At 59.5% G+C, this 17,579-nt stretch carries 18 protein-coding genes and 6 tRNA genes; 16 read left to right on the top strand and 8 right to left on the bottom strand.

The genetic code is table 11. The features are described 5' to 3' along the window. Positions 1 to 56 precede the first annotated feature (56 nt). The 4 genes from glyA to ribD all read left to right on the top strand — a co-directional run bounded on the left by glyA (position 57) and on the right by ribD (position 3,643). Positions 57 to 1,307 (top strand): serine hydroxymethyltransferase, encoded by a 1,251-nt coding sequence (gene glyA, locus JNO51_RS11580; protein ID WP_215777329.1) that lies wholly within the window; start codon positions 57 to 59, stop codon positions 1,305 to 1,307. Between the two features lie 199 nt (positions 1,308 to 1,506). After that, the gene (gene nrdR, locus JNO51_RS11575) at positions 1,507 to 1,971 is read left to right on the top strand and encodes a transcriptional regulator NrdR (protein WP_215777327.1); all 465 of its coding nucleotides are present in this window, start codon (positions 1,507 to 1,509) and stop codon (positions 1,969 to 1,971) included. Then, entirely contained in the window at positions 1,968 to 2,519 is a 552-nt protein-coding gene (locus JNO51_RS11570) for a GNAT family N-acetyltransferase (RefSeq protein WP_215777325.1), read from the top strand. Before nrdR ends, JNO51_RS11570 begins: the two co-directional genes overlap by 4 nt. 20 nt (positions 2,520 to 2,539) lie before the next feature. Next, positions 2,540 to 3,643 carry a bifunctional diaminohydroxyphosphoribosylaminopyrimidine deaminase/5-amino-6-(5-phosphoribosylamino)uracil reductase RibD gene (ribD, locus tag JNO51_RS11565; protein ID WP_215777322.1) on the top strand — a complete coding sequence of 368 codons (1,104 nt, stop codon included), beginning with the start codon at positions 2,540 to 2,542 and terminating at the stop codon, positions 3,641 to 3,643. On the opposite strand, the gene JNO51_RS11560 is transcribed toward ribD, so the two are convergent. Beyond that, positions 3,615 to 4,505 (bottom strand): alpha/beta fold hydrolase, encoded by an 891-nt coding sequence (locus JNO51_RS11560; protein WP_215777320.1) that lies wholly within the window; start codon positions 4,503 to 4,505, stop codon positions 3,615 to 3,617. The genes ribD and JNO51_RS11560 overlap by 29 nt on opposite strands. 112 nt (positions 4,506 to 4,617) lie before the next feature. On the opposite strand from JNO51_RS11560, the gene JNO51_RS11555 reads away from it, so the two are divergent. Together JNO51_RS11555 and JNO51_RS11550 are read left to right on the top strand one after the other, a co-directional pair. Continuing rightward, a complete protein-coding gene (locus tag JNO51_RS11555; protein ID WP_215777318.1) occupies positions 4,618 to 5,472 on the top strand; it encodes a GyrI-like domain-containing protein in 855 nt (284 codons plus the stop codon). A 143-nt stretch (positions 5,473 to 5,615) separates the two neighbouring features. Next, complete coding sequence (locus JNO51_RS11550) at positions 5,616 to 6,164, top strand: calcium-binding protein (protein WP_215777316.1); 549 nt, start codon at positions 5,616 to 5,618, stop codon at positions 6,162 to 6,164. A gap of 74 nt (positions 6,165 to 6,238) precedes the next feature. Here JNO51_RS11550 and guaB read toward each other — a convergent pair whose 3' ends face one another. Beyond that, positions 6,239 to 7,702, bottom strand: coding sequence for an IMP dehydrogenase (guaB, locus tag JNO51_RS11545; RefSeq protein WP_215777314.1), 1,464 nt, complete (start codon positions 7,700 to 7,702; stop codon positions 6,239 to 6,241). A 164-nt stretch (positions 7,703 to 7,866) separates the two neighbouring features. Between guaB and uvrC the strand changes: the two genes are divergently transcribed. The 7 genes from uvrC to JNO51_RS11510 all read left to right on the top strand — a co-directional run bounded on the left by uvrC (position 7,867) and on the right by JNO51_RS11510 (position 10,837). Beyond that, the gene (gene uvrC / locus JNO51_RS11540; protein ID WP_215777312.1) at positions 7,867 to 9,675 is read left to right on the top strand and encodes an excinuclease ABC subunit UvrC; all 1,809 of its coding nucleotides are present in this window, start codon (positions 7,867 to 7,869) and stop codon (positions 9,673 to 9,675) included. A gap of 32 nt (positions 9,676 to 9,707) precedes the next feature. After that, positions 9,708 to 10,289 carry a CDP-diacylglycerol--glycerol-3-phosphate 3-phosphatidyltransferase gene (gene pgsA, locus JNO51_RS11535; RefSeq protein ID WP_215777309.1) on the top strand — a complete coding sequence of 194 codons (582 nt, stop codon included), beginning with the start codon at positions 9,708 to 9,710 and terminating at the stop codon, positions 10,287 to 10,289. Positions 10,290 to 10,362: 73 nt separating this feature from the next. Beyond that, a tRNA-Gly gene (locus JNO51_RS11530) sits at positions 10,363 to 10,438 on the top strand. Positions 10,439 to 10,463: 25 nt separating this feature from the next. Further along, positions 10,464 to 10,539, top strand: a tRNA-Gly gene (locus JNO51_RS11525). A gap of 21 nt (positions 10,540 to 10,560) precedes the next feature. After that, positions 10,561 to 10,636 (top strand) — tRNA-Gly (locus tag JNO51_RS11520). Positions 10,637 to 10,657: 21 nt separating this feature from the next. Further along, positions 10,658 to 10,733, top strand: a tRNA-Gly gene (locus JNO51_RS11515). A 30-nt stretch (positions 10,734 to 10,763) separates the two neighbouring features. Further along, positions 10,764 to 10,837 (top strand) — tRNA-Cys (locus tag JNO51_RS11510). Between the two features lie 70 nt (positions 10,838 to 10,907). On the opposite strand, the gene JNO51_RS11505 is transcribed toward JNO51_RS11510, so the two are convergent. The 4 genes from JNO51_RS11505 to JNO51_RS11490 all read right to left on the bottom strand — a co-directional run bounded on the left by JNO51_RS11505 (position 10,908) and on the right by JNO51_RS11490 (position 13,270). Then, positions 10,908 to 11,087 carry a zf-HC2 domain-containing protein gene (locus tag JNO51_RS11505; protein ID WP_215777307.1) on the bottom strand — a complete coding sequence of 60 codons (180 nt, stop codon included), beginning with the start codon at positions 11,085 to 11,087 and terminating at the stop codon, positions 10,908 to 10,910. After that, entirely contained in the window at positions 11,078 to 11,644 is a 567-nt protein-coding gene (locus JNO51_RS11500) for a sigma-70 family RNA polymerase sigma factor (protein WP_215777305.1), read from the bottom strand. Before JNO51_RS11500 ends, JNO51_RS11505 begins: the two co-directional genes overlap by 10 nt. Positions 11,645 to 11,783: 139 nt before the next feature. Further along, the gene (locus JNO51_RS11495; RefSeq protein WP_215777302.1) at positions 11,784 to 12,968 is read right to left on the bottom strand and encodes a class I SAM-dependent rRNA methyltransferase; all 1,185 of its coding nucleotides are present in this window, start codon (positions 12,966 to 12,968) and stop codon (positions 11,784 to 11,786) included. Positions 12,969 to 13,194: 226 nt separating this feature from the next. After that, a tRNA-Asn gene (locus JNO51_RS11490) sits at positions 13,195 to 13,270 on the bottom strand. A gap of 204 nt (positions 13,271 to 13,474) precedes the next feature. Here JNO51_RS11490 and JNO51_RS11485 point away from each other — a divergent pair. Both JNO51_RS11485 and JNO51_RS11480 read left to right on the top strand, forming a co-directional pair. Continuing rightward, positions 13,475 to 14,482: a folate-binding protein YgfZ gene (locus JNO51_RS11485; protein WP_215777298.1), complete on the top strand. Its 1,008-nt coding sequence runs from the start codon at positions 13,475 to 13,477 to the stop codon at positions 14,480 to 14,482. A gap of 123 nt (positions 14,483 to 14,605) precedes the next feature. Continuing rightward, positions 14,606 to 14,911: an H-NS family nucleoid-associated regulatory protein gene (locus tag JNO51_RS11480; RefSeq protein ID WP_215777295.1), complete on the top strand. Its 306-nt coding sequence runs from the start codon at positions 14,606 to 14,608 to the stop codon at positions 14,909 to 14,911. 66 nt (positions 14,912 to 14,977) lie between these two features. On the opposite strand, the gene JNO51_RS11475 is transcribed toward JNO51_RS11480, so the two are convergent. Together JNO51_RS11475 and JNO51_RS11470 are read right to left on the bottom strand one after the other, a co-directional pair. Beyond that, on the bottom strand, positions 14,978 to 16,105 hold the full coding sequence (locus tag JNO51_RS11475) for a M14-type cytosolic carboxypeptidase (RefSeq protein WP_215777293.1): 1,128 nt from the start codon (positions 16,103 to 16,105) through the stop codon (positions 14,978 to 14,980). A 142-nt stretch (positions 16,106 to 16,247) separates the two neighbouring features. Further along, positions 16,248 to 16,808 (bottom strand): phasin family protein, encoded by a 561-nt coding sequence (locus JNO51_RS11470; protein WP_215777290.1) that lies wholly within the window; start codon positions 16,806 to 16,808, stop codon positions 16,248 to 16,250. A gap of 177 nt (positions 16,809 to 16,985) precedes the next feature. Here JNO51_RS11470 and phaR point away from each other — a divergent pair, with 177 nt between their 5' ends. Next, a complete protein-coding gene (gene phaR / locus JNO51_RS11465; protein ID WP_215777288.1) occupies positions 16,986 to 17,537 on the top strand; it encodes a polyhydroxyalkanoate synthesis repressor PhaR in 552 nt (183 codons plus the stop codon). The last annotated feature ends 42 nt before the right edge of the window (positions 17,538 to 17,579 follow it).

Genomic DNA, 17,579 nt, shown 5'->3' with positions numbered 1-17,579 from the left:
GGGTAAATCATGTAAAATCGCCGTTATCGTTAACCCACCTTATGGGATGTGCCAAGATGTTTGCAGCCGATCTGACGATTGCCAAGTATGACCCGGAACTGTCCGCCGCCATGGAGGACGAATACCGCCGTCAAGAAGACCATGTGGAGCTGATTGCTTCCGAGAACTATGTGAGTCCGGCCGTAATGGAAGCGCAGGGTTCGGTGTTGACCAACAAGTACGCAGAGGGTTATCCCGGCAAGCGTTATTACGGTGGTTGCGAGCATGTCGACAAGGTGGAGGCGCTGGCCATCGAGCGCCTGAAGGCACTGTTCGGCGCCGAGTATGCCAACGTTCAGCCGCATTCCGGTTCGCAGGCCAATCAGGCGGTTTACGTGTCGGTGCTGAAACCGGGCGATACCATTCTAGGCATGAGCCTGGCGCACGGCGGTCACCTGACCCACGGTGCCTCGGTGAATATCTCGGGCAAGCTGTACAACGCCATTACCTACGGTCTCGATGCCAATGAAGTGCTCAATTATGAAGAAGTCGAGCAACTGGCCCGCGAGCACAAGCCGAAGATGATTGTTGCCGGTGCCTCGGCCTATGCGCTGAAGATCGACTGGGCCCGGATGCGTCAGATAGCCGACGCCGTCGGTGCCTATCTGTTCGTCGATATGGCCCACTACGCCGGCCTGGTTGCCGCCGGTGAATATCCGAACCCGGTGCCGTTTGCAGACTTCGTGACCACCACCACCCACAAGACCCTGCGCGGGCCGCGTGGCGGGGTCATCCTGTCGCGTGCCGAACACGAGAAGATCCTTAATTCGGCGATCTTCCCCTGCCTGCAGGGTGGTCCGCTGATGCATGTGATCGCAGCCAAGGCCGTGGCGTTCAAGGAAGCCGCCAGCCCGGAGTTCAAGGCCTATCAGCAGCAGGTGAAGAAGAACGCCCAGATCATGGCCGAAACCCTGATCGAGCGTGGTCTGCGCATTGTCTCCGGCAAGACCGAGAGCCATGTGTTCCTGCTGGATCTGCGTGCCAAGAAGATTACCGGCAAGGATGCCGAAGCCGCTCTGGGTCGCGCCCATATCACCGTGAACAAGAATGCTATTCCGAATGATCCGGAAAAGCCCTTTGTGACTTCCGGTATCCGTATCGGTACGCCGGCGATGACCACGCGCGGCTTTGGTGATCAGGAAGCCCGTGAACTGGCCAATCTGATTGCCGATGTGCTGGAAGCGCCGCAGGATGAGGCCGTGCTGGCCAATGTGGCCGAAGCGGTCAAGGCCATGTGCCAACGCTTCCCGGTTTACGGCCGCAAGTAAGCGGCGGTTTGTTGTCCTGGAAAGAACGCCACGCAGGTCGTGGCGTTTTTCTTTTGTGCCCATGGGGCATGACCCAAGATGTTCCGTCAGACCGCACTAATTGCGACACATTTTGCGATTTTGATGGCGAAATCATTAACTTGGCATATTATTGCTGTTAAGATCGCATTTTCCGGACTGTCAACAGGGGTTTAAAGCCATGAAATGCCCGTTTTGCGGCCATGCCGATACCCAGGTGATTGACTCGCGTGTCAATGAGGACGGCACCAGCATCCGTCGCCGACGTCGTTGCCTGAAGTGCGAAAAGCGCTTTACCACCTTTGAAACGGCCGATGTGCGCATGCCGCAGGTGGTCAAGACCGGCGGGCATCGTGCCGAGTTCGATCCGGAACGCGTGCGTACCAGTTTCATGCGTGCCCTGCACAAGCGTCCGGTATCCACCACCCTGGTGGATGAGGCCATCGACCGTATCAGCCACCGTCTGCTGCAGCTGGGCGAGCGCGAAGTGAGCTCGCGCCAGATCGGCGAGATGGTGATGAACGAACTGGCGCGCATGGACAAGGTGGCTTATGTGCGCTTCGCTTCTGTCTACCGCAGTTTCGAGGATGTCGCCGAGTTCAGCGAGGCCATCCAGGAAGTGCAGAAGTCCAGTCGCCAGGGATGATGCTGTCGGTCGGTGACGGCATCGTCCTGCGCGAGCCGGAAGAGAGCGATGCCGAGGCCTTGCTGGCCTTGATCAACGACAACCGCGCACTGCTGGCGCCGTGGATGCCCTGGCTGGCGCAAATGCGCGATGTGACCGACAGCCTGAGCTATATCCGCTTTTCCCGCGATGGCAATCGCGATGGTCGTTTTCTCAATCTGCTGCTCTGTGTGGATGGTTTTCCGGCCGGGGTGCTGTGTTTCTTTGCACTGGAGCCCGCCATGCGCCGCAGCGAAATCGGCTATTGGCTCGGTACGGCCTGGCAGGGGCGCGGCATCATGCGGCGAGCCTGCCAGACGCTGATCGACTATGGCTTTACCCATCTCAATCTCTATCGGATCCAGATTGCCTGCGCTGTGGATAACCTGTCGAGCCGCGCCTTGCCGGAGCATCTCGGCTTCACGCTCGAGGGGATTCTGCATGGTCGCGAATGGGTGGGAGAACGTGTCCTTGACCATGCCATCTATGGTCTGCTGCTGCCGCAATGGCGTGCGCGGCAGGCGTCCTGAGTTTTCACGGAATACCATCTATGTTCACTGCCGATGATCATGTCTTCATGCAGCAGGCGCTGCGTCTTGCCGAGGCGGCCACGCGCCGTGCGGCGCCCAACCCCGGGGTGGGCTGCGTGCTGGTGCGTGATGGCCGCATCATTGGCAGCGGTGCCACCTTGCAGGCCGGCAGTGATCATGCCGAGGTACAGGCACTGAAGGACTGTGCGGCGCGCGGCGAGTCGCCGGCCGGGGCCACGGCCTACGTCACGCTGGAGCCCTGCAGTCATTACGGTCGTACCCCGCCTTGTGCCGAGGCCCTGATTCGCCACGGCCTGGCGCGGGTGGTCGCGGCCATGGTCGATCCCTATCACGAAGTCTCCGGCCGCGGGCTGGCCATGCTGCAGGCAGCAGGGATTCCCGCTCAGTCCGGCTTGCTGGAGGCCGAGGCGCGGCGGGTGCATCGCGGTTTTTTGTCGCGTGTGTCGCGCCAGCGGCCTTGGGTGACCCTAAAGGCGGCGGCCACGCTGGATGGCAAGACCGCCTTGCTCAATGGCAAGAGCCAATGGATTACCGGCCCGGAGGCGCGCCAGGATGTGCAGCGGCTGCGCGCCTTCCATGATGGCATTCTCACCGGCAGTGGCACGGTGCTGGCAGATGATCCGCAACTGACCGTGCGCGACATCGCCCAGGCCGCTCAGCCGCAACGCGTGGTGCTGGACAGTGCGCTGGTGACGGCACCGGAGAGCCGGATTTATCAGGGTTTGCCGACCTGGCTGGCGACGTGTGAGTCGGATGCGGCAAAGCGGGCGCGTTTTCAGCTGCCCGGGGTCGAGCTGCTGAGCGTGCCTGCCCGGGAGGGGCGCGCCGATCTGACCGTGCTGCTGAGTGTGCTGGCCCAGCGCGGTATCAATCATCTGATGGTCGAGGCGGGTGCCGGGCTGAATGGCGCCTTGCTGCGGTCCGGACTGGTGGATGAGATCGTGCTGTATCTGGCGCCGGCCCTGGCCGGGGATGCTGCCCGCGGCCTGTTTGCCTGGCCGGCACTGCAAGACCTGGCCGACAAGCAGCGCGTCACCATCGATGACGTACGCCTGGTCGGCCGCGATGTGCGCTTCAGTCTGCGTCCGCGCTGCCCGGACTGAAGAAATCTTCCAATACCCGAGCCAGTGCCTCGGGTTGCTCCCACTGGATCATGTGACCGGCATCGGCCACGGTTTCCTCGCGCAGATTGGCAAAGCAGCCTCGACGCTGGTCCAGCGTATCAAATACGCCTTTGGCCATCGGGTGATCCCACATATCGCCCCCCATGACCCACAGGACGGGTGCCGTGATGCGGCGCCAGCAAGCCTGGGCTTCGCGCAGCCGATAGAGCACCGGGTTGACCATTTTGTGGCGCGGATCGGCGCGGTAGGTCCACTGCTCGTTGTCAGGCAGCGGGCGGGTCAGCTGGGCGGCCAGCCAGTCGGCGCGTTCCCGGCTCAGTCGCCGGTTGCGCTCGATCAGTTTGTCGGCCACCTGCGCCAGCGAAGGCAGCGGCGGGAAGGTCGGTGGCTGACGCAGCTCCTTCAGCCAGCGCGCATAGCGACCCGGCGCCTCATCCGGCTTGCTGTCCGGCAGACCGAACCCCTCGACCAGCGCCAGCGCCCTGACCCTTTCCGGGCGAATGCCGGCATACAGGCCGCTGATCATGGCCCCCATGCTGTGGCCGACCAGGCGCGCCGGTTCGTCGGGGCTGTAATGGCTCAGCAGGGCATCCAGATCACCCTGGTAATCGGCCGGGTGGTAATGGTCGCGATTCCATTCACTATCACCAAAACCGCGCCAGTCGGGGGCAATCACGTGCCAGGATTGCTGCAGGGCCGCGACCAGAAATTCGAAGGTGGCCGCACAGTCCATCCAGCCGTGCAGCATGAACAGTTTCGGTGCTCCCTCATCGCCCCAGTGGCGGATGTGATAACGGTGCTGGCGCAGCAGCAAGGATTCGGTACGGCATGTTGTGTGCATTTTGTTTGGTCATTCGTCATGGTTTTCGCTGATTATAACGACATCAGCCAGCTCGCAGGCTGGCTGTGCATTTGCGCAAAAACGATCAATGAGGATCCGCTAGGCTGTGAACATGAAAACTGGCTACCGTCGTCATGACACAGATCTCCGCTACCTGGCCCGATTGCGCCTGGCCTTGCGTTTCCTGTGGGCGAATCTGGATCAGGATGTGTCGCTCGAGCGTCTGGCCGAGGTGGCCTGTTTCTCGCCCTGTCATTTTCACCGTATTTATCGCGGACTGATGGGGGAAACTGTGTTTGACACGGTGCAGCGTGCCAGGCTGTTGCGGGCAGCGCGCCAGCTGTCGCATGCCGATCTGTCGCTGCAGCAGGTGGCCAGACAGGCAGGATATGGCAGTCCGGCTGCCTTTGTGCGGCGTTTTGCCCGGCATTATGGCATGTCGCCCGGCCGCTATCGCGCCGGAGTCCGGCGCGCCCCCCGCTTTGATCTGGAGACGTTTATGCAGACTGTTCGAATCGTGACGCTCGACCATCCTATGACCTTGCTGTTGCGCCCGCATCAGGGCGATTACATGCGCATTGGCGAGGCTTTTGATGATTTGATGCTGCGCGGCATGCCGGGCTGTGGTTCGGGTGAGTCGCCACGCGTATTCGGCCTCTATGACGACGATCCGGACAGCGTGCCGGTCGAACGCCTACGCTCGGCAGCCGCCATGAGCTGGCCTGCGGATCGGCCCGCGCCGGAGGGCTTGGTGTTGTGGCGCTTGCCAGCAGGCCGTTTCGCAGCGACCCGCCACACCGGTCCGTACAATGAGTTGACCCGCAGCTGGCGCAGCCTGTATCGCGAGTGGTTGCCGCAAAGTGGCGAGGAGCCGGCCGACTTGCCTTGTATTGAGGAGTATTTGAACAACCCGCGCACGACAGCGCCGATGGCGTTGCAGACGGATTTGTGGATTCCCTTGCGGTAGCGATGCTGACGGCGAGGGAGTCAGGTTGCGTCGGTCGGTACTGAAGCCGTGCCAAGGCGGAAATTTCCGCCCGCAGGGTCGCTCTCAGAGCGTGGATGCCGGATGGCAGGCGTTCACACTTTTCATCTTATAGGAGCGAATCCATGCAAAAGCATAATGTTTGGTCGTCCACGACTTCGGCCGTTCAAGTGGAAGATGGCACCACCCTGCTTGTGCCGCCGCTGTTTATCGATGGCAGCGATCAGGATGACGTAATGCAGGGGGGGCGTTACGGCGAGATCATGGATGGTGCCGCCGGTAACGATCGCATCGACGGCAGCGATGGTCATGACTCACTGGAGGGGCGCGACGGCAATGATGTGCTGCTGGGCGGGCGTGGTGATGATCGTATTGCCGGTGGGGCGGGTGAGGATCTCATGACCGGTGGCGAGGGCCGTGATGAGTTCTTCTGGCACCGCGAGGAGCTGGGCGGGACCGATACGATTACCGATTTTGAATTGGGTATCGATCGCCTCTATCTGCCGCAAGGCATGGATACGGTGCTGGTAGCAGGTACCGAGGGTACGGCGCTGCAGCTGTTCGATGCCGGTGACAGTACGCTGCAACAGACCATTCTGTTGCAGGGGGTGAGCTGGTCGCCGGAGGCGCAGAGCCAGGCCGAGATGCTGGAACGCTTGTTGATGCCTGTCTGAGACCACCCCGTGACGGGTCGATAAAAAAACGCCGCGAAGTGATTCGCGGCGTTTTGTTGTCAGGACGGCGGGTATCAGCGGTCGACGTGGTAGTTCGGCGCTTCCTTGGTGATCTGCACATCGTGCACGTGCGATTCACGCATGCCGGCCGAGGTGATTTCGACGAAGCCGGCTTTCTGGTGCATCTCGTCGATGCTGTTGCAACCCAGATAGCCCATCGAGGAGCGCAGACCACCCATCAGCTGGTGGATGACCTGAGCAATCGGACCCTTGTAAGGAACGCGGCCTTCGATGCCTTCCGGGACGAACTTGTCGGTGTTGGCTTCGTTGTCCTGGAAGTAGCGGTCTGCCGAGCCCTGGGTCATGGCGCCCAGCGAGCCCATGCCACGGTAGGACTTGTAGGAGCGGCCCTGATACAGCTCGACTTCGCCCGGCGCCTCTTCGGTACCGGCAAACATGCCGCCCAGCATCACGCAGTTGGCGCCGGCTGCCAGCGCCTTGGCGATGTCGCCGGAGAAGCGGATGCCGCCGTCGGCGATCATCGGGATGCCGGTGCCACGCAGGGCTTCGGAGACGTTGTGGATGGCCGTCAGTTGCGGTACGCCGACACCGGCGACAATACGGGTGGTGCAGATGGAGCCCGGACCGATACCGACCTTGACCGCATCGGCGCCCACGTCGGCCAGTGCCTTGGCGGCAGCGGCGGTGGCGATGTTGCCGCCGATGACGTCCACGTGCGGGAAGTTCTTCTTGACCCACTGTACGCGCTCGATCACGCCCTGGCTGTGACCGTGGGCGGTATCCACTACCACCACGTCCACGCCGGCGGCAACCAGCAGTTCGACACGCTCGTCGGTGCCGGCACCGACGCCGACGGCGGCGCCGACGCGCAGGCTGCCCTGGCTGTCCTTGCAGGCGAACGGGTGTTCGCTGGTCTTGATGATGTCCTTGACGGTGATCAGGCCCTTGAGCTCAAAGGCATCGTTGACCACCAGCACGCGCTCGAGGCGGTGGTGGTGCATCAGCTCACGTGCCTCGTCGATGCTGGCGCCTTCCTTGACGGTCACCAGGCGCTCGCGCGGGGTCATGATCGAACCGACCGTCTGATCCAGACGGGTTTCGAAACGCAGGTCACGGTTGGTGACAATCCCGACGACCTTGCCGTTCTCGATGACCGGCAGGCCGGAAATCTTGTGTTGGCGGGTCAGCAGCACCAGATCGCGCACCAGCATGTCCGGGGCGATGGTGATCGGGTCTTTGACGACGCCGCTTTCGTGGCGTTTCACCTTGGAGACTTCCAGCGCCTGTTTTTCCGCAGTCATGTTCTTGTGCAGAATGCCGATGCCGCCTTCCTGGGCCATGGCGATCGCCAGGCGGGATTCGGTCACCGTGTCCATGGCTGCGGACAGCAATGGCAGATTCAGCTGAATGTTGCGGGACAGTTTGGTGGAGAGTTGTACGTCGCGAGGCAGTACTGCGGAGTGCGCGGGGACGAGGAGAACGTCGTCGAAAGTATAGGCTTTCTCGATGATACGCATCTGGCGTTTCCTTTGCGGCAAATGAGCATTATACAGGTACAAGGGTTATGGATGCAAAACCCTGTGTTGGCAAGCCGCTTTTGCAGCATACGCCAAGCGGGTTGAAATGCTTGATAGAATGAGCGCTGGGCGCGGCCGGACCGCGAGTCGCAAGCATGGAAGCCATGAGCAAAACACCCCCGTTTGACCCTAAACCGATTCTGGCCAATCTGCCTCAGTTGCCCGGTGTCTATCGCATGCTGGATGCCCAGGGCAAAGTGCTGTATGTCGGCAAGGCCGTCGACCTGAAGCGTCGGGTCAGTTCCTATTTCCAGAAAAGCGATCTGTCGCCGCGCATCCAGCTGATGGTGCGCCAGATTGCGGCCATCGAGACCACCGTGACGCGCTCCGAGGCCGAAGCGCTGATTCTGGAAAACAATCTGATCAAGGCCCTGACGCCGCGCTACAACATCCTGTTCCGCGACGACAAGTCCTATCCCTATCTGATGCTGACGGCGCATGCCTTTCCACAGATCCGTTATTACCGCGGCGAGCCAAAGCGGCCGCATCAGTATTTCGGCCCCTTTCCCAACAGTTATGCCGTGCGCGAGAGCATTCAGATGCTGCAGAAGGTTTTTCGCCTGCGTACTTGTGAGGATGCCGTTTTCACCAATCGCTCGCGGCCCTGTCTGCTGTATCAGATCAAGCGCTGCTCGGCGCCTTGCGTGGCGCATATCGATCAGGAGGGCTATGCCGCCGATGTTGCCAGCGCTGTGGCCTTCCTGCAGGGACGGGACTCGGATCTGACGGATCGCCTGACCGAGCGCATGATGGCCGCGGCGGAACAGATGGCCTTCGAACAGGCGGCCGAGCTGCGCGACCAGATTCAGGCGCTGTCGACCATGCGCGAGAAGCAATTCGTTTCCAGCAATGCGGCCCAGCATGACGCCGATGTGGTGGCGGTGGTGGCGCGCGAGGGCGTGTATTGCGTCAATCTGGTGATGATTCGCGGTGGGCGCCATCTGGGCGACAAGAGCCTGTTCCCGAGCAATGACGAGGGCGCGGATCTCGACGCGGTGCGTGAGGCCTTTCTGGCGCAGCATTATCTCGGCGCCCCCTTGCCGCCATTGATTGTCACCAATGGCGAGATTTCCGCCGCCCTGCGCGAACGGCTGGAGGAGCAGGCCGAGCGCCGGCTGGCCCTGGTACACAACCCGATCGGCGAGCGCCGTGTCTGGCTGGAAATGGCAGAGAAAAATGCCGATCTGGCCATCCTGCAGAAACTGGCCAGTCACGCCAATCAAGCGCACCGTCTGGCGCAGCTCAATCAAGTGTTGTCGCTGGAAGGCGTTGAGCGGATCGAGTGCTTTGATATCAGCCATACTCAGGGTGAAGCCACCGTGGCTTCCTGCGTGGTGTATGACCAGACGGACATGCAGCCCTCGGAATATCGCCGTTTTAATATCGAAACCGCCAAGGGCGGGGATGATTACGGTGCCATGCGCGAAGTTCTGTCACGTCGTTATGGCAAAGTGATGGCCGGTGAGGGCAAACGCCCGGATCTGGTGCTGATCGATGGCGGCAAAGGGCAGGTGGGGGTGGCGCTGGAGGTTTTTGCCGAACTGGGCTTTGATGTGCCGATTGTCGGGGTGGCCAAGGGCGAGGAGCGCAAACCGGGTCTGGAAACACTGATCCTTCCCTACTTGCAAAAAACGGTACAATTGCCGCATGACCATCCGGCCTTGCATTTGATTCAGACCATCCGTGACGAATCTCACCGCTTTGCCATCACCGGTCACCGTGCGCGACGGGCCAAGGCACGCATCGCCTCCAGCCTGGAAGAGATCCCGGGGGTCGGGGCCAAACGGCGTCAGCGGCTGCTGATGCGTTTTGGCGGATTGCGCGGGGTGGTGGCAGCCAGTCAGGATGATCTGGCCCAGGTCGAGGGAATCAGCCGGACGCTGGCCGAACAAATTTATAACGCCTTGCACTAGCCCTGGCAGTGCAAATTACAAGAAGCAGTGCGATGCCGTTCAATTTGCCGATATTACTGACCTGGATTCGGGTCGCCTTGATTCCGATTTGCGTCGCGGTCTTTTTTCTGCCCGATACGGTGCTGAATTTCGACATGCGCAACATCGTCGGCGCGCTGATCTTTGCCCTGGCAGCGATCACCGACTGGCTGGATGGCTATCTGGCCCGCCGCCTCAAGCAGACCTCGGCATTCGGTGCGTTCCTGGATCCGGTGGCCGATAAACTGATCGTCGCCGCGGCGCTGATCCTGCTGGTCGAGCTCAATCGCACCCCGGGCTGGATGGCGATGATCATCATCGGGCGGGAGATCGCCATTTCCGCCTTGCGCGAATGGATGGCGGAAATGGGCAGCCGCAAGAGCGTTGCCGTGGCCTATATCGGCAAGCTCAAGACGACCGCGCAGATGGTGGCGATTCTGCTGCTGCTGTACGCAGGTCCGGTGATCCCGGGGTTTGACACATTGCTGCTGGGAAATATTTGCATGGTTGTCGCCGTCATTTTGACTTTGTGGTCAATGGTTTATTACCTCCGAATGGCCGCCGGTGAATTTTCAGGTAAAAAAATTGATCTGTAATCGGTTGACAGAAGCGGATTAATCTTTATAATTCGCAGTCTCTCGAAGCAAGCTTCGGGAAGAAATCCGGAGTGCGGGAATAGCTCAGTTGGTAGAGCGCAACCTTGCCAAGGTTGAGGTCGCGAGTTCGAGCCTCGTTTCCCGCTCCAACACCCCGGTAAAGTTTTTAGCGACGCGGGAATAGCTCAGTTGGTAGAGCGCAACCTTGCCAAGGTTGAGGTCGCGAGTTCGAGCCTCGTTTCCCGCTCCAAAATTTAATGTTGTGCCGTATGCGGGAATAGCTCAGTTGGTAGAGCGCAACCTTGCCAAGGTTGAGGTCGCGAGTTCGAGCCTCGTTTCCCGCTCCAGCGACACACAAACAGTTTTACGCGGGAATAGCTCAGTTGGTAGAGCGCAACCTTGCCAAGGTTGAGGTCGCGAGTTCGAGCCTCGTTTCCCGCTCCAGACTGGATCGCATTGCGATCAACACCTCATGGCGGGGTGGCAGAGTGGTTATGCAGCGGCCTGCAAAGCCGTGTACGCCGGTTCGATTCCGACCCCCGCCTCCAAGTTCAAAGCCCGGTTACTCGATGAGTAACCGGGCTTTGTCGTATGGGCGGCATCTTCTCTGCGCGCTATTTATGGCTGCGGGGGCCTGCGTCGGGCGGCCTGGCGGATGAAGCCGAGGCTCCGGCGGAAGTTGCTGCAGGCATCGCAAACGCTCAGGTGCAGCCGCAGCTTGATGCGTTCACCCAATGACAGAGGTTGATCCTGAGCCTGCGACAGCAGTCGTGACACCTGTTGGCAAGTCAATCGCATGATGTTTCTCCAAACCAGTTCTTCTCAAGGCATAAGCGCAGGCTCATGCGTGCCCGGTATAGCAGTACCGAGCAATGAGACGCGGTGATCTCCAGTTGCTGGCAGATTTCGCCGATCTCCATGTCCTGAACCTCGCGCAGGGTGAAGACCAGGGCGCTGCGGGGTGGCATGCGCTGGCTGCACTCGCGGAAGACTTGCCAGAACTGCTGGTCTTCCAGATTGCTTTCAGGCTTTTGCCAGCGTCTTGGTCCATCCGATCCCCAGTGTCCGGTATGGTCGAACAGGGTTGCCAGATCAGACAGGTCTTCCTCTTCATCAGGGGTGAGCGTCAACTCGCGACCTTGCCGGCGTTGAGCATCCAGCAGCTTGTGCTTGAGGATGCCGGTCAGCCAGGTGGCCAGCGCCGAGTTGCCGGCGAAGCTGTCCGGTTTTTCCAGTGCGGCGACAAATGTCTCCTGTACCAGATCGTGGGCGGCATCTTCGTCTCGCAGGCGAAACAGTGCGTAGCGCAGCAAACCCTGGCGATGTGGCTCCAGCTCCTCGGCACGGACGGTCATGCTGTCTCCAGGGGAAAAATCCCTGTGTAGCATGATGAATGTGCGGCAGCAAGTTGTCTGTAGGTTAGTCGCGTCAGAAGCGATTTTCTGACAGGCGTGACGCCGGACCGTACGGCGACGGCCCGGCGCAGGGGGATCATCAGGCACCGGCCTTGCGAACCAGCAGGCCTTTCAGGTAGTCGCCTTCCGGGAAGGACAGGGCGACCGGGTGGTCGGGGGCGGCCGTGAAGCGCTCGACAATGCTGGCGTCACAGCGGGCGTCGACCGCCGCCGAGGCGACGATCTTCTGCAGCAGGTCGGCGCTGACGCCGCCCGAGCAGGTGAAGGTGGCCAGCAGGCCGCCCGGGCGCAGCAATTTCAGGCCGAGCAGGTTGATATCCTTGTAGGCGCGGGCAGCCTTTTCCACGTGCTGTGCCGTCGGTGCAAACTTGGGAGGGTCGAGAATGATCAGGTCAAAACTGCGGCCCTGGTCGCGCAGCAGACGCAGGTATTTGAAGGCGTCGGCCTCTACCCAGTCGGCGCGTGCCGGGTCCAGTCCGTTGAGTTGCAGGTTGCGTTCGGCCTGCTGCAGGGCTTCCGCCGAGGAGTCTACCGAGACGACGTGCCTGGCCCCGCCGCGCAAGGCGGCGAGCGAGAAGCCGCCGCTGAAGCAGAAGCAATTGAGCATGTCGCGGTCACGCGCCAGTTCGCCGATGCGGCGGCGGTTTTCCCGCTGGTCGAGATAGAAGCCGGTTTTCTGGCCGTTGACCACATCCACCTGCATGCGCAGACCGTACTCTTCAATATTCAGTACCCCGGCCGGCAGCTGGCCCCACAAGACGCCAGCCTGAGGCGGCAGGCCTTCCAGGGTACGTACGTCCACATCCGAGCGTTCATAGATGCACTGGCAGTCTGTCAGTTGTCGCAGTGATTCGACCAGTGCCGGTTTGAAGCGCTCAATGCCGGCTGACAGGGCTTGCAGGACCAGAACCGGACCGTATTGATCGACCACCAGTCCCGGCAGGCCATCGGACTCGCCATGGACCAGGCGCTGCCCGGCATCGTGGCGAATGGCGGGTCGGGCGGCGATGGCTTGCTGTAGCCGGCGGTGTAAAAAGGCCTCGTCGATCACCGCTTGTTCGTTGACGCTCCATACCCGGGCACGGATTTGAGAGGCCGGGCTGAAGGCGGCGTAGCCCAGAAAGCGACCGTCGTGTGCCCGTAGAAGGACGGTTTCACCGCTTGTCGGCTGGCTGTCCATGCGATCAATGGCACCGGAAAAAACCCATGGGTGGCGATTGAGCAGGGATTTTTCCCGGCCGGGTTTGAGCGTGAGTGTGATCATGGTGATGTGAGATGTGGGTGGGTGCGCAGAAGCCCGAAGCTTAGCCAGCAGCCGGGGTGTGGTCAAGAAAGCCTAAGGCGGCCGGGGCCTGTTGTCGCTGGTTTGGTGGTCTAAATGTCTGTCTGACGTATTTGTTGAAAATTCAGGCCGTGTTGCGGTCGTTCTGTCATTTTTTGTCGGGCAGAAATGCAAAACCCCAGTCATTCATGACTGGGGTTTTTGAATTTGGCTCCCCGAGCAGGGCTCGAACCTGCGACCTGCGGATTAACAGTCCGTCGCTCTACCAACTGAGCTATCAGGGAATCGTGAGGCAGAACTATACTGGCCAATTGGCAGTGTGTCAAACGATAATTTGTGTCGGCAGCGATATTATTTTAGCTTTGTGTCTAAGACCATGAATTAAAATATATTATGAAAATGACATTTTTCTGCGCCAAGGATCCTGCTATGGCTGACGTCGGCATTTTGGTAGGATATTCAGTATTAAAACTAAAGGGAGTCCAGCCATGAGCAGCGAATTGCAATCCGGGTTATCTGGTGCACTAAGCCATGATGCTGAAATGGTCTTTGCCGATTATCCGGCGCAGTTGGCCGCCCTGCAGCAATCCTCCGTGGTTTGTTCTCTGAGTCAGTTTCGCTTGCTCAGGGTAACGGGTGAAGAGGCGGGGAGTTTTCTGCAGGGGCAGTTGAGCAATGATGTCCGTTTGCTCAATGGTAGTAACGCTCAATATACCGGTTATTCCTCGGCCAAGGGACGTCTGTTGGCCTCGTTTTTGTTATGGCAATTTGGCGAAGATTATTATCTTCTTGTCGCGTCAGATTTGGCTGAAACGATAGCAAGAAGATTGGCGATGTTTATCCTGCGCTCGAAAGTCAAATTGACCATTTGTGATGACTGGGTGCTGAGCGGGTTGAATGGTGCCGATGCGGAATCCTGGCTGAGTCAGCAAGGGCATGTGATTCCGGAATCTCCTCTGCAATTGACTGCTGCTGTGCCTGGAACGATGCTGCTGCGTTTGCGTCATGGCGCCCTGTTGCTGTTGTCTCCGGCGCAAGGTGGTGTGGTATTGCCGCAGGCCGGGCTGCCGGTTGAACCTGAGGTCTGGTCTCTGCTGGATATTGCGGCCGGGGTGCCCTGGATTTCCCTGGCTGTTCAGGATGAGTTTGTCGGGCAAATGGTCAATCTGGACCTGATCGATGCGATCAGTTTTACCAAAGGCTGCTACCCCGGGCAGGAGATCATTGCCCGTACGCGATATCTTGGCAAAATCAAACGCCGCATGCTGAAAATCCGCCTGCCCGGCGAGGCAGTCTCCGGCGCCCCTTTATATTGTCAAAGCATGGGGGATCAGTCGGTTGGGACGATTGTCAATGTGGCGCGGGAGCAGCCTGGATTTAGCCTTGCACTGGCCGTTATTCAGTTGTCGACAATTGACGAGGGAATTTATCTCGATAAGGCGCTGTCACAAAAAATCGAAATTCAGTCCTTGCCTTATTCAGTTTCTGATGAATAAAATAAATAAAAAACACAGCCAGTACGCCGGTACTCGGCTGGCGAAACAGGTGTAAATGCATGAATTCTATCTCCCGCATATTTCTGTGGGATACCCAATGAACATGACAAGGTAGGCAGATAAATGGAACTGAATAAACTCAGCTATGCAGAGTTGCTTGATTTGAAGTCAAAGCTGGATGTCGAGATCAAATCTCGCGAGCAAGAAGAAAAAGCCAAGGCTAAAAAGCAGATTATGGATCTGGCCAAGGCCCATGGCCTGACCATCGAAGAAGTCCTCGGCAAGTCCGGCGGTGTGCGCAAGCCGGTAGAGGCCAAGTACCGCCATCCGCAGCATCCGGAACTGACCTGGACCGGTCGTGGCCGCAAGCCGGTGTGGGTACAGGAGCTGCTGAACGCCGGTAAAACCATGCAGGATCTGGCAATCTGATTCTGCCGGCAGGCAAATAAAAAAGCGCCTAACAGGCGCTTTTTTTATGCCCGGCGGGCATCGGCGTTAGCGTACCTTGCCGAGAATGCCATAGATGGCGCTCAGCATGGCTTCGCCCAGCCGCAGGCTGCGCTGGCCGTTCCAGCCGAAATCGTCATCGGGCAGGTTGGCATTGTCCTTGAAGGGCATTTCCAGCGTGTAGGCCAGGCAGCGGAACTGCTCGCCGACCCAGTTGGTGGCCATCGACAAATCGGCGGTTCCCGGTGCGCTGCGCGCGTAGCCAAACTCGTCCTGGAAGTCGGGGCTGGCCTGCTTGAAGAGTGACCTGAATTCGTTTTCGATGGCTTCGATGCGCGCATCGTAGGAAGGCACACCCTCGGTGCCGGAGAAGAACACATAGGGCAGGCCTTCATCGCCATGAATGTCGAGAAACAGGTCGACGCCGGTCTGCTGCATCTTCTCTCTGACATGCAGGACTTCCGGGCTGCGTTCAGCGGTCGGGGCCAGCCACTCGCGATTGAGGTTGGCGCCGGCGGCGTTGGTGCGCAGATTGCCGTGAATGGCGCCATCCGGATTCATGTTCGGCACCACGTAGAAGGTGGCGCGATCCAGCAGGGCACGCGATGTCGGGTCCTGGGTGTCGAGCAGGCGGTTGAGCAGTCCCTCGATGAACCACTCGGCCATGGTCTCGCCGGGATGCTGGCGGGCGATGATCCAGACCTTCAGGTCGGATTCGACTTCGTGGCCGATGGTCAGCAGATCGATGTCGCGGTTTTCCACGGTCGATCCCAGGCAGGATACCTGGCAAAGCCCCGAGCCCTGTGCCTGACCGATCAGGTTCAGGTGCTGCTCGTAGGAGTAAGGCTCGAAATAGGCGTAATAGATGCTATTGGCCAGCGGCACATGTTCGATGGTCATGACTTCGCCATCAAACTCGGCGGGGACACGGAACCAGTTGATGCGGTCGTAGGACGCCATCGGCTGGTAATCGACCCAGCCCTTGGGGTAAGCGCAGGCCCCGGCATTCAGGAAGCGGATGGTACAGTTCTCGTACGCCGCGCCTTGCAGGCGGAAATAAAACCACTGGGCGAAACTGGCGGCATTGTCCGCACGGATTCGCAGCTGGATATCGTCGAATTGTTGAGCGGAAACGATCTCGATACTACCGGCATCGAAGTTATGACTGATTTTCATGCGCTGAACCATGAAGGGAGGGTTCAAAACCCCGGATTGTAAACCTGTCTGACCTGCCTTGCATGACTTCCTGTGCGGTGGTGCTGTGCAAAGCAACAGCGGCCACCCAGGGGTGGCCGCTGTCAGACCGGCAAGCGGGGGGTCAGCCCTGTGCGGCGGCACCGCGCTTGGTCGGGGTCTTGGCGGCATCGGCCGTGGCGCTGGTGGCGGCCTTGACGCTGGTATCGGCAAACTCGGCCACTTGCTGGGCGGCACGGGTCAGACTGCCGATGGTGGCCGAGGCGGCTGCAAACGAAGACTTGATCGCATTGAGCGCGGCATCGGAACCGGCCGGGCTGTTCTGCGACAGGGTATCCAGCGAGCTGAGCAGAGACTTGTTCAGGCGAGCCAGGCTGTCTTCGGTCAGGGCAGTCAGTTCGCTTTGCGTCTGCGACACGATCTCGTACAGACCGCGGGAGTTTTTCAGCGATTGCTGGAAGGATTGGCTGAAGACCTTGTTGATCTGGCCCAGCGCCTGTTGCGGATCTTTCAGGCTGCTCAGTTCCTGAGCAATCTTGACATTCTCTTCAAGCACCTGCTTGGAGAGCTCGAACTGTTGCTTGATCAGGCGTTCGCTGCTGTCCAGAGAGATCTGCGCCAGGCGCAGCAGGTTTTCAAAACCGTTACTGGAAAACTGGCTGAATGATTCGTTGATGGCAAACATGTTGTACCCTCGCAGGAGTCGATAAAATGCGCGATGGCCATAATAAATTGACGCACCGCAACATGACGGCAGAATGTATCATGTACAATTGCCAAAATTCTAGTGCTATTGCTTTAGACTGTTGCATTTATGGTAGATTCGACAGTGTAGGCTCACACACAATACAGGGAGTATTGAATGAGTGTTGAAAAGCGGGTCATCAAAAAATACCCGAACCGTCGCCTGTATGACACGGCGACCAGCTCCTACATCACTCTGGGTGATGTCAAGCAGCTGGTGCTTGACCAGGTCGACCTCCAGGTGGTGGATGCCAAGACGCAAGAGGACATCACCCGCAGCGTGCTGCTGCAGATCATCCTGGAAGAAGAAAACGGTGGTGCCCCGATGTTCAGCTACGAGGTACTGACCCAGTTCATCCGTTTCTATGGCCAGGCCATGCAGGGCATGATGGGGCCCTTCCTGGAGAAGAACCTGCAGATGTTCGAGCAGCTGCAGCTGAAAATCCGCGAGCAGGCTCAGGCGCTGTATGGCGATAACGCCATGTTCAATACCAATCTCTGGAGCGAGTTCATGAAATTCCAGGGGCCGGCAATGCAGAACATGATGTCGAATTATCTCGAGCAGAGCACCGGCATGTACCTGGAGATGCAGACCCGCATGCAGGAACAGGCCAAGCAGATGTTCTCCGGCTTCGGCTTCCCGCCTTACGGCGACAAAGACAAGTCCTGATTGTCATGGCATACGACCCCGTCGCCGGTTTCCGGCGGCGGG

It is taken from the genome of Paludibacterium sp. B53371 (assembly GCF_018802765.1).
GTDB lineage: Bacteria > Pseudomonadota > Gammaproteobacteria > Burkholderiales > Chromobacteriaceae > Paludibacterium.
This window is presented reverse-complemented; position numbering and strand designations above follow the sequence as displayed.

Excerpts from the sequence above, each read along its gene's own strand:
- glyA (WP_215777329.1), top strand. The coding sequence starts at position 57 with ATGTTTGCAGCCGATCTGACGATTGCCAAGTATGACCCGGAACTGTCC.
- nrdR (WP_215777327.1), top strand. The coding sequence starts at position 1,507 with ATGAAATGCCCGTTTTGCGGCCATGCCGATACCCAGGTGATTGACTCG.
- JNO51_RS11570 (WP_215777325.1), top strand. The coding sequence starts at position 1,968 with ATGATGCTGTCGGTCGGTGACGGCATCGTCCTGCGCGAGCCGGAAGAG.
- ribD (WP_215777322.1), top strand. The coding sequence starts at position 2,540 with ATGTTCACTGCCGATGATCATGTCTTCATGCAGCAGGCGCTGCGTCTT.
- JNO51_RS11560 (WP_215777320.1), bottom strand. The coding sequence starts at position 4,505 with ATGCACACAACATGCCGTACCGAATCCTTGCTGCTGCGCCAGCACCGT.
- JNO51_RS11555 (WP_215777318.1), top strand. The coding sequence starts at position 4,618 with ATGAAAACTGGCTACCGTCGTCATGACACAGATCTCCGCTACCTGGCC.
- JNO51_RS11550 (WP_215777316.1), top strand. The coding sequence starts at position 5,616 with ATGCAAAAGCATAATGTTTGGTCGTCCACGACTTCGGCCGTTCAAGTG.
- guaB (WP_215777314.1), bottom strand. The coding sequence starts at position 7,702 with ATGCGTATCATCGAGAAAGCCTATACTTTCGACGACGTTCTCCTCGTC.
- uvrC (WP_215777312.1), top strand. The coding sequence starts at position 7,867 with ATGAGCAAAACACCCCCGTTTGACCCTAAACCGATTCTGGCCAATCTG.
- pgsA (WP_215777309.1), top strand. The coding sequence starts at position 9,708 with ATGCCGTTCAATTTGCCGATATTACTGACCTGGATTCGGGTCGCCTTG.
- JNO51_RS11505 (WP_215777307.1), bottom strand. The coding sequence starts at position 11,087 with ATGCGATTGACTTGCCAACAGGTGTCACGACTGCTGTCGCAGGCTCAG.
- JNO51_RS11500 (WP_215777305.1), bottom strand. The coding sequence starts at position 11,644 with ATGACCGTCCGTGCCGAGGAGCTGGAGCCACATCGCCAGGGTTTGCTG.
- JNO51_RS11495 (WP_215777302.1), bottom strand. The coding sequence starts at position 12,968 with ATGATCACACTCACGCTCAAACCCGGCCGGGAAAAATCCCTGCTCAAT.
- JNO51_RS11485 (WP_215777298.1), top strand. The coding sequence starts at position 13,475 with ATGAGCAGCGAATTGCAATCCGGGTTATCTGGTGCACTAAGCCATGAT.
- JNO51_RS11480 (WP_215777295.1), top strand. The coding sequence starts at position 14,606 with ATGGAACTGAATAAACTCAGCTATGCAGAGTTGCTTGATTTGAAGTCA.
- JNO51_RS11475 (WP_215777293.1), bottom strand. The coding sequence starts at position 16,105 with ATGAAAATCAGTCATAACTTCGATGCCGGTAGTATCGAGATCGTTTCC.
- JNO51_RS11470 (WP_215777290.1), bottom strand. The coding sequence starts at position 16,808 with ATGTTTGCCATCAACGAATCATTCAGCCAGTTTTCCAGTAACGGTTTT.
- phaR (WP_215777288.1), top strand. The coding sequence starts at position 16,986 with ATGAGTGTTGAAAAGCGGGTCATCAAAAAATACCCGAACCGTCGCCTG.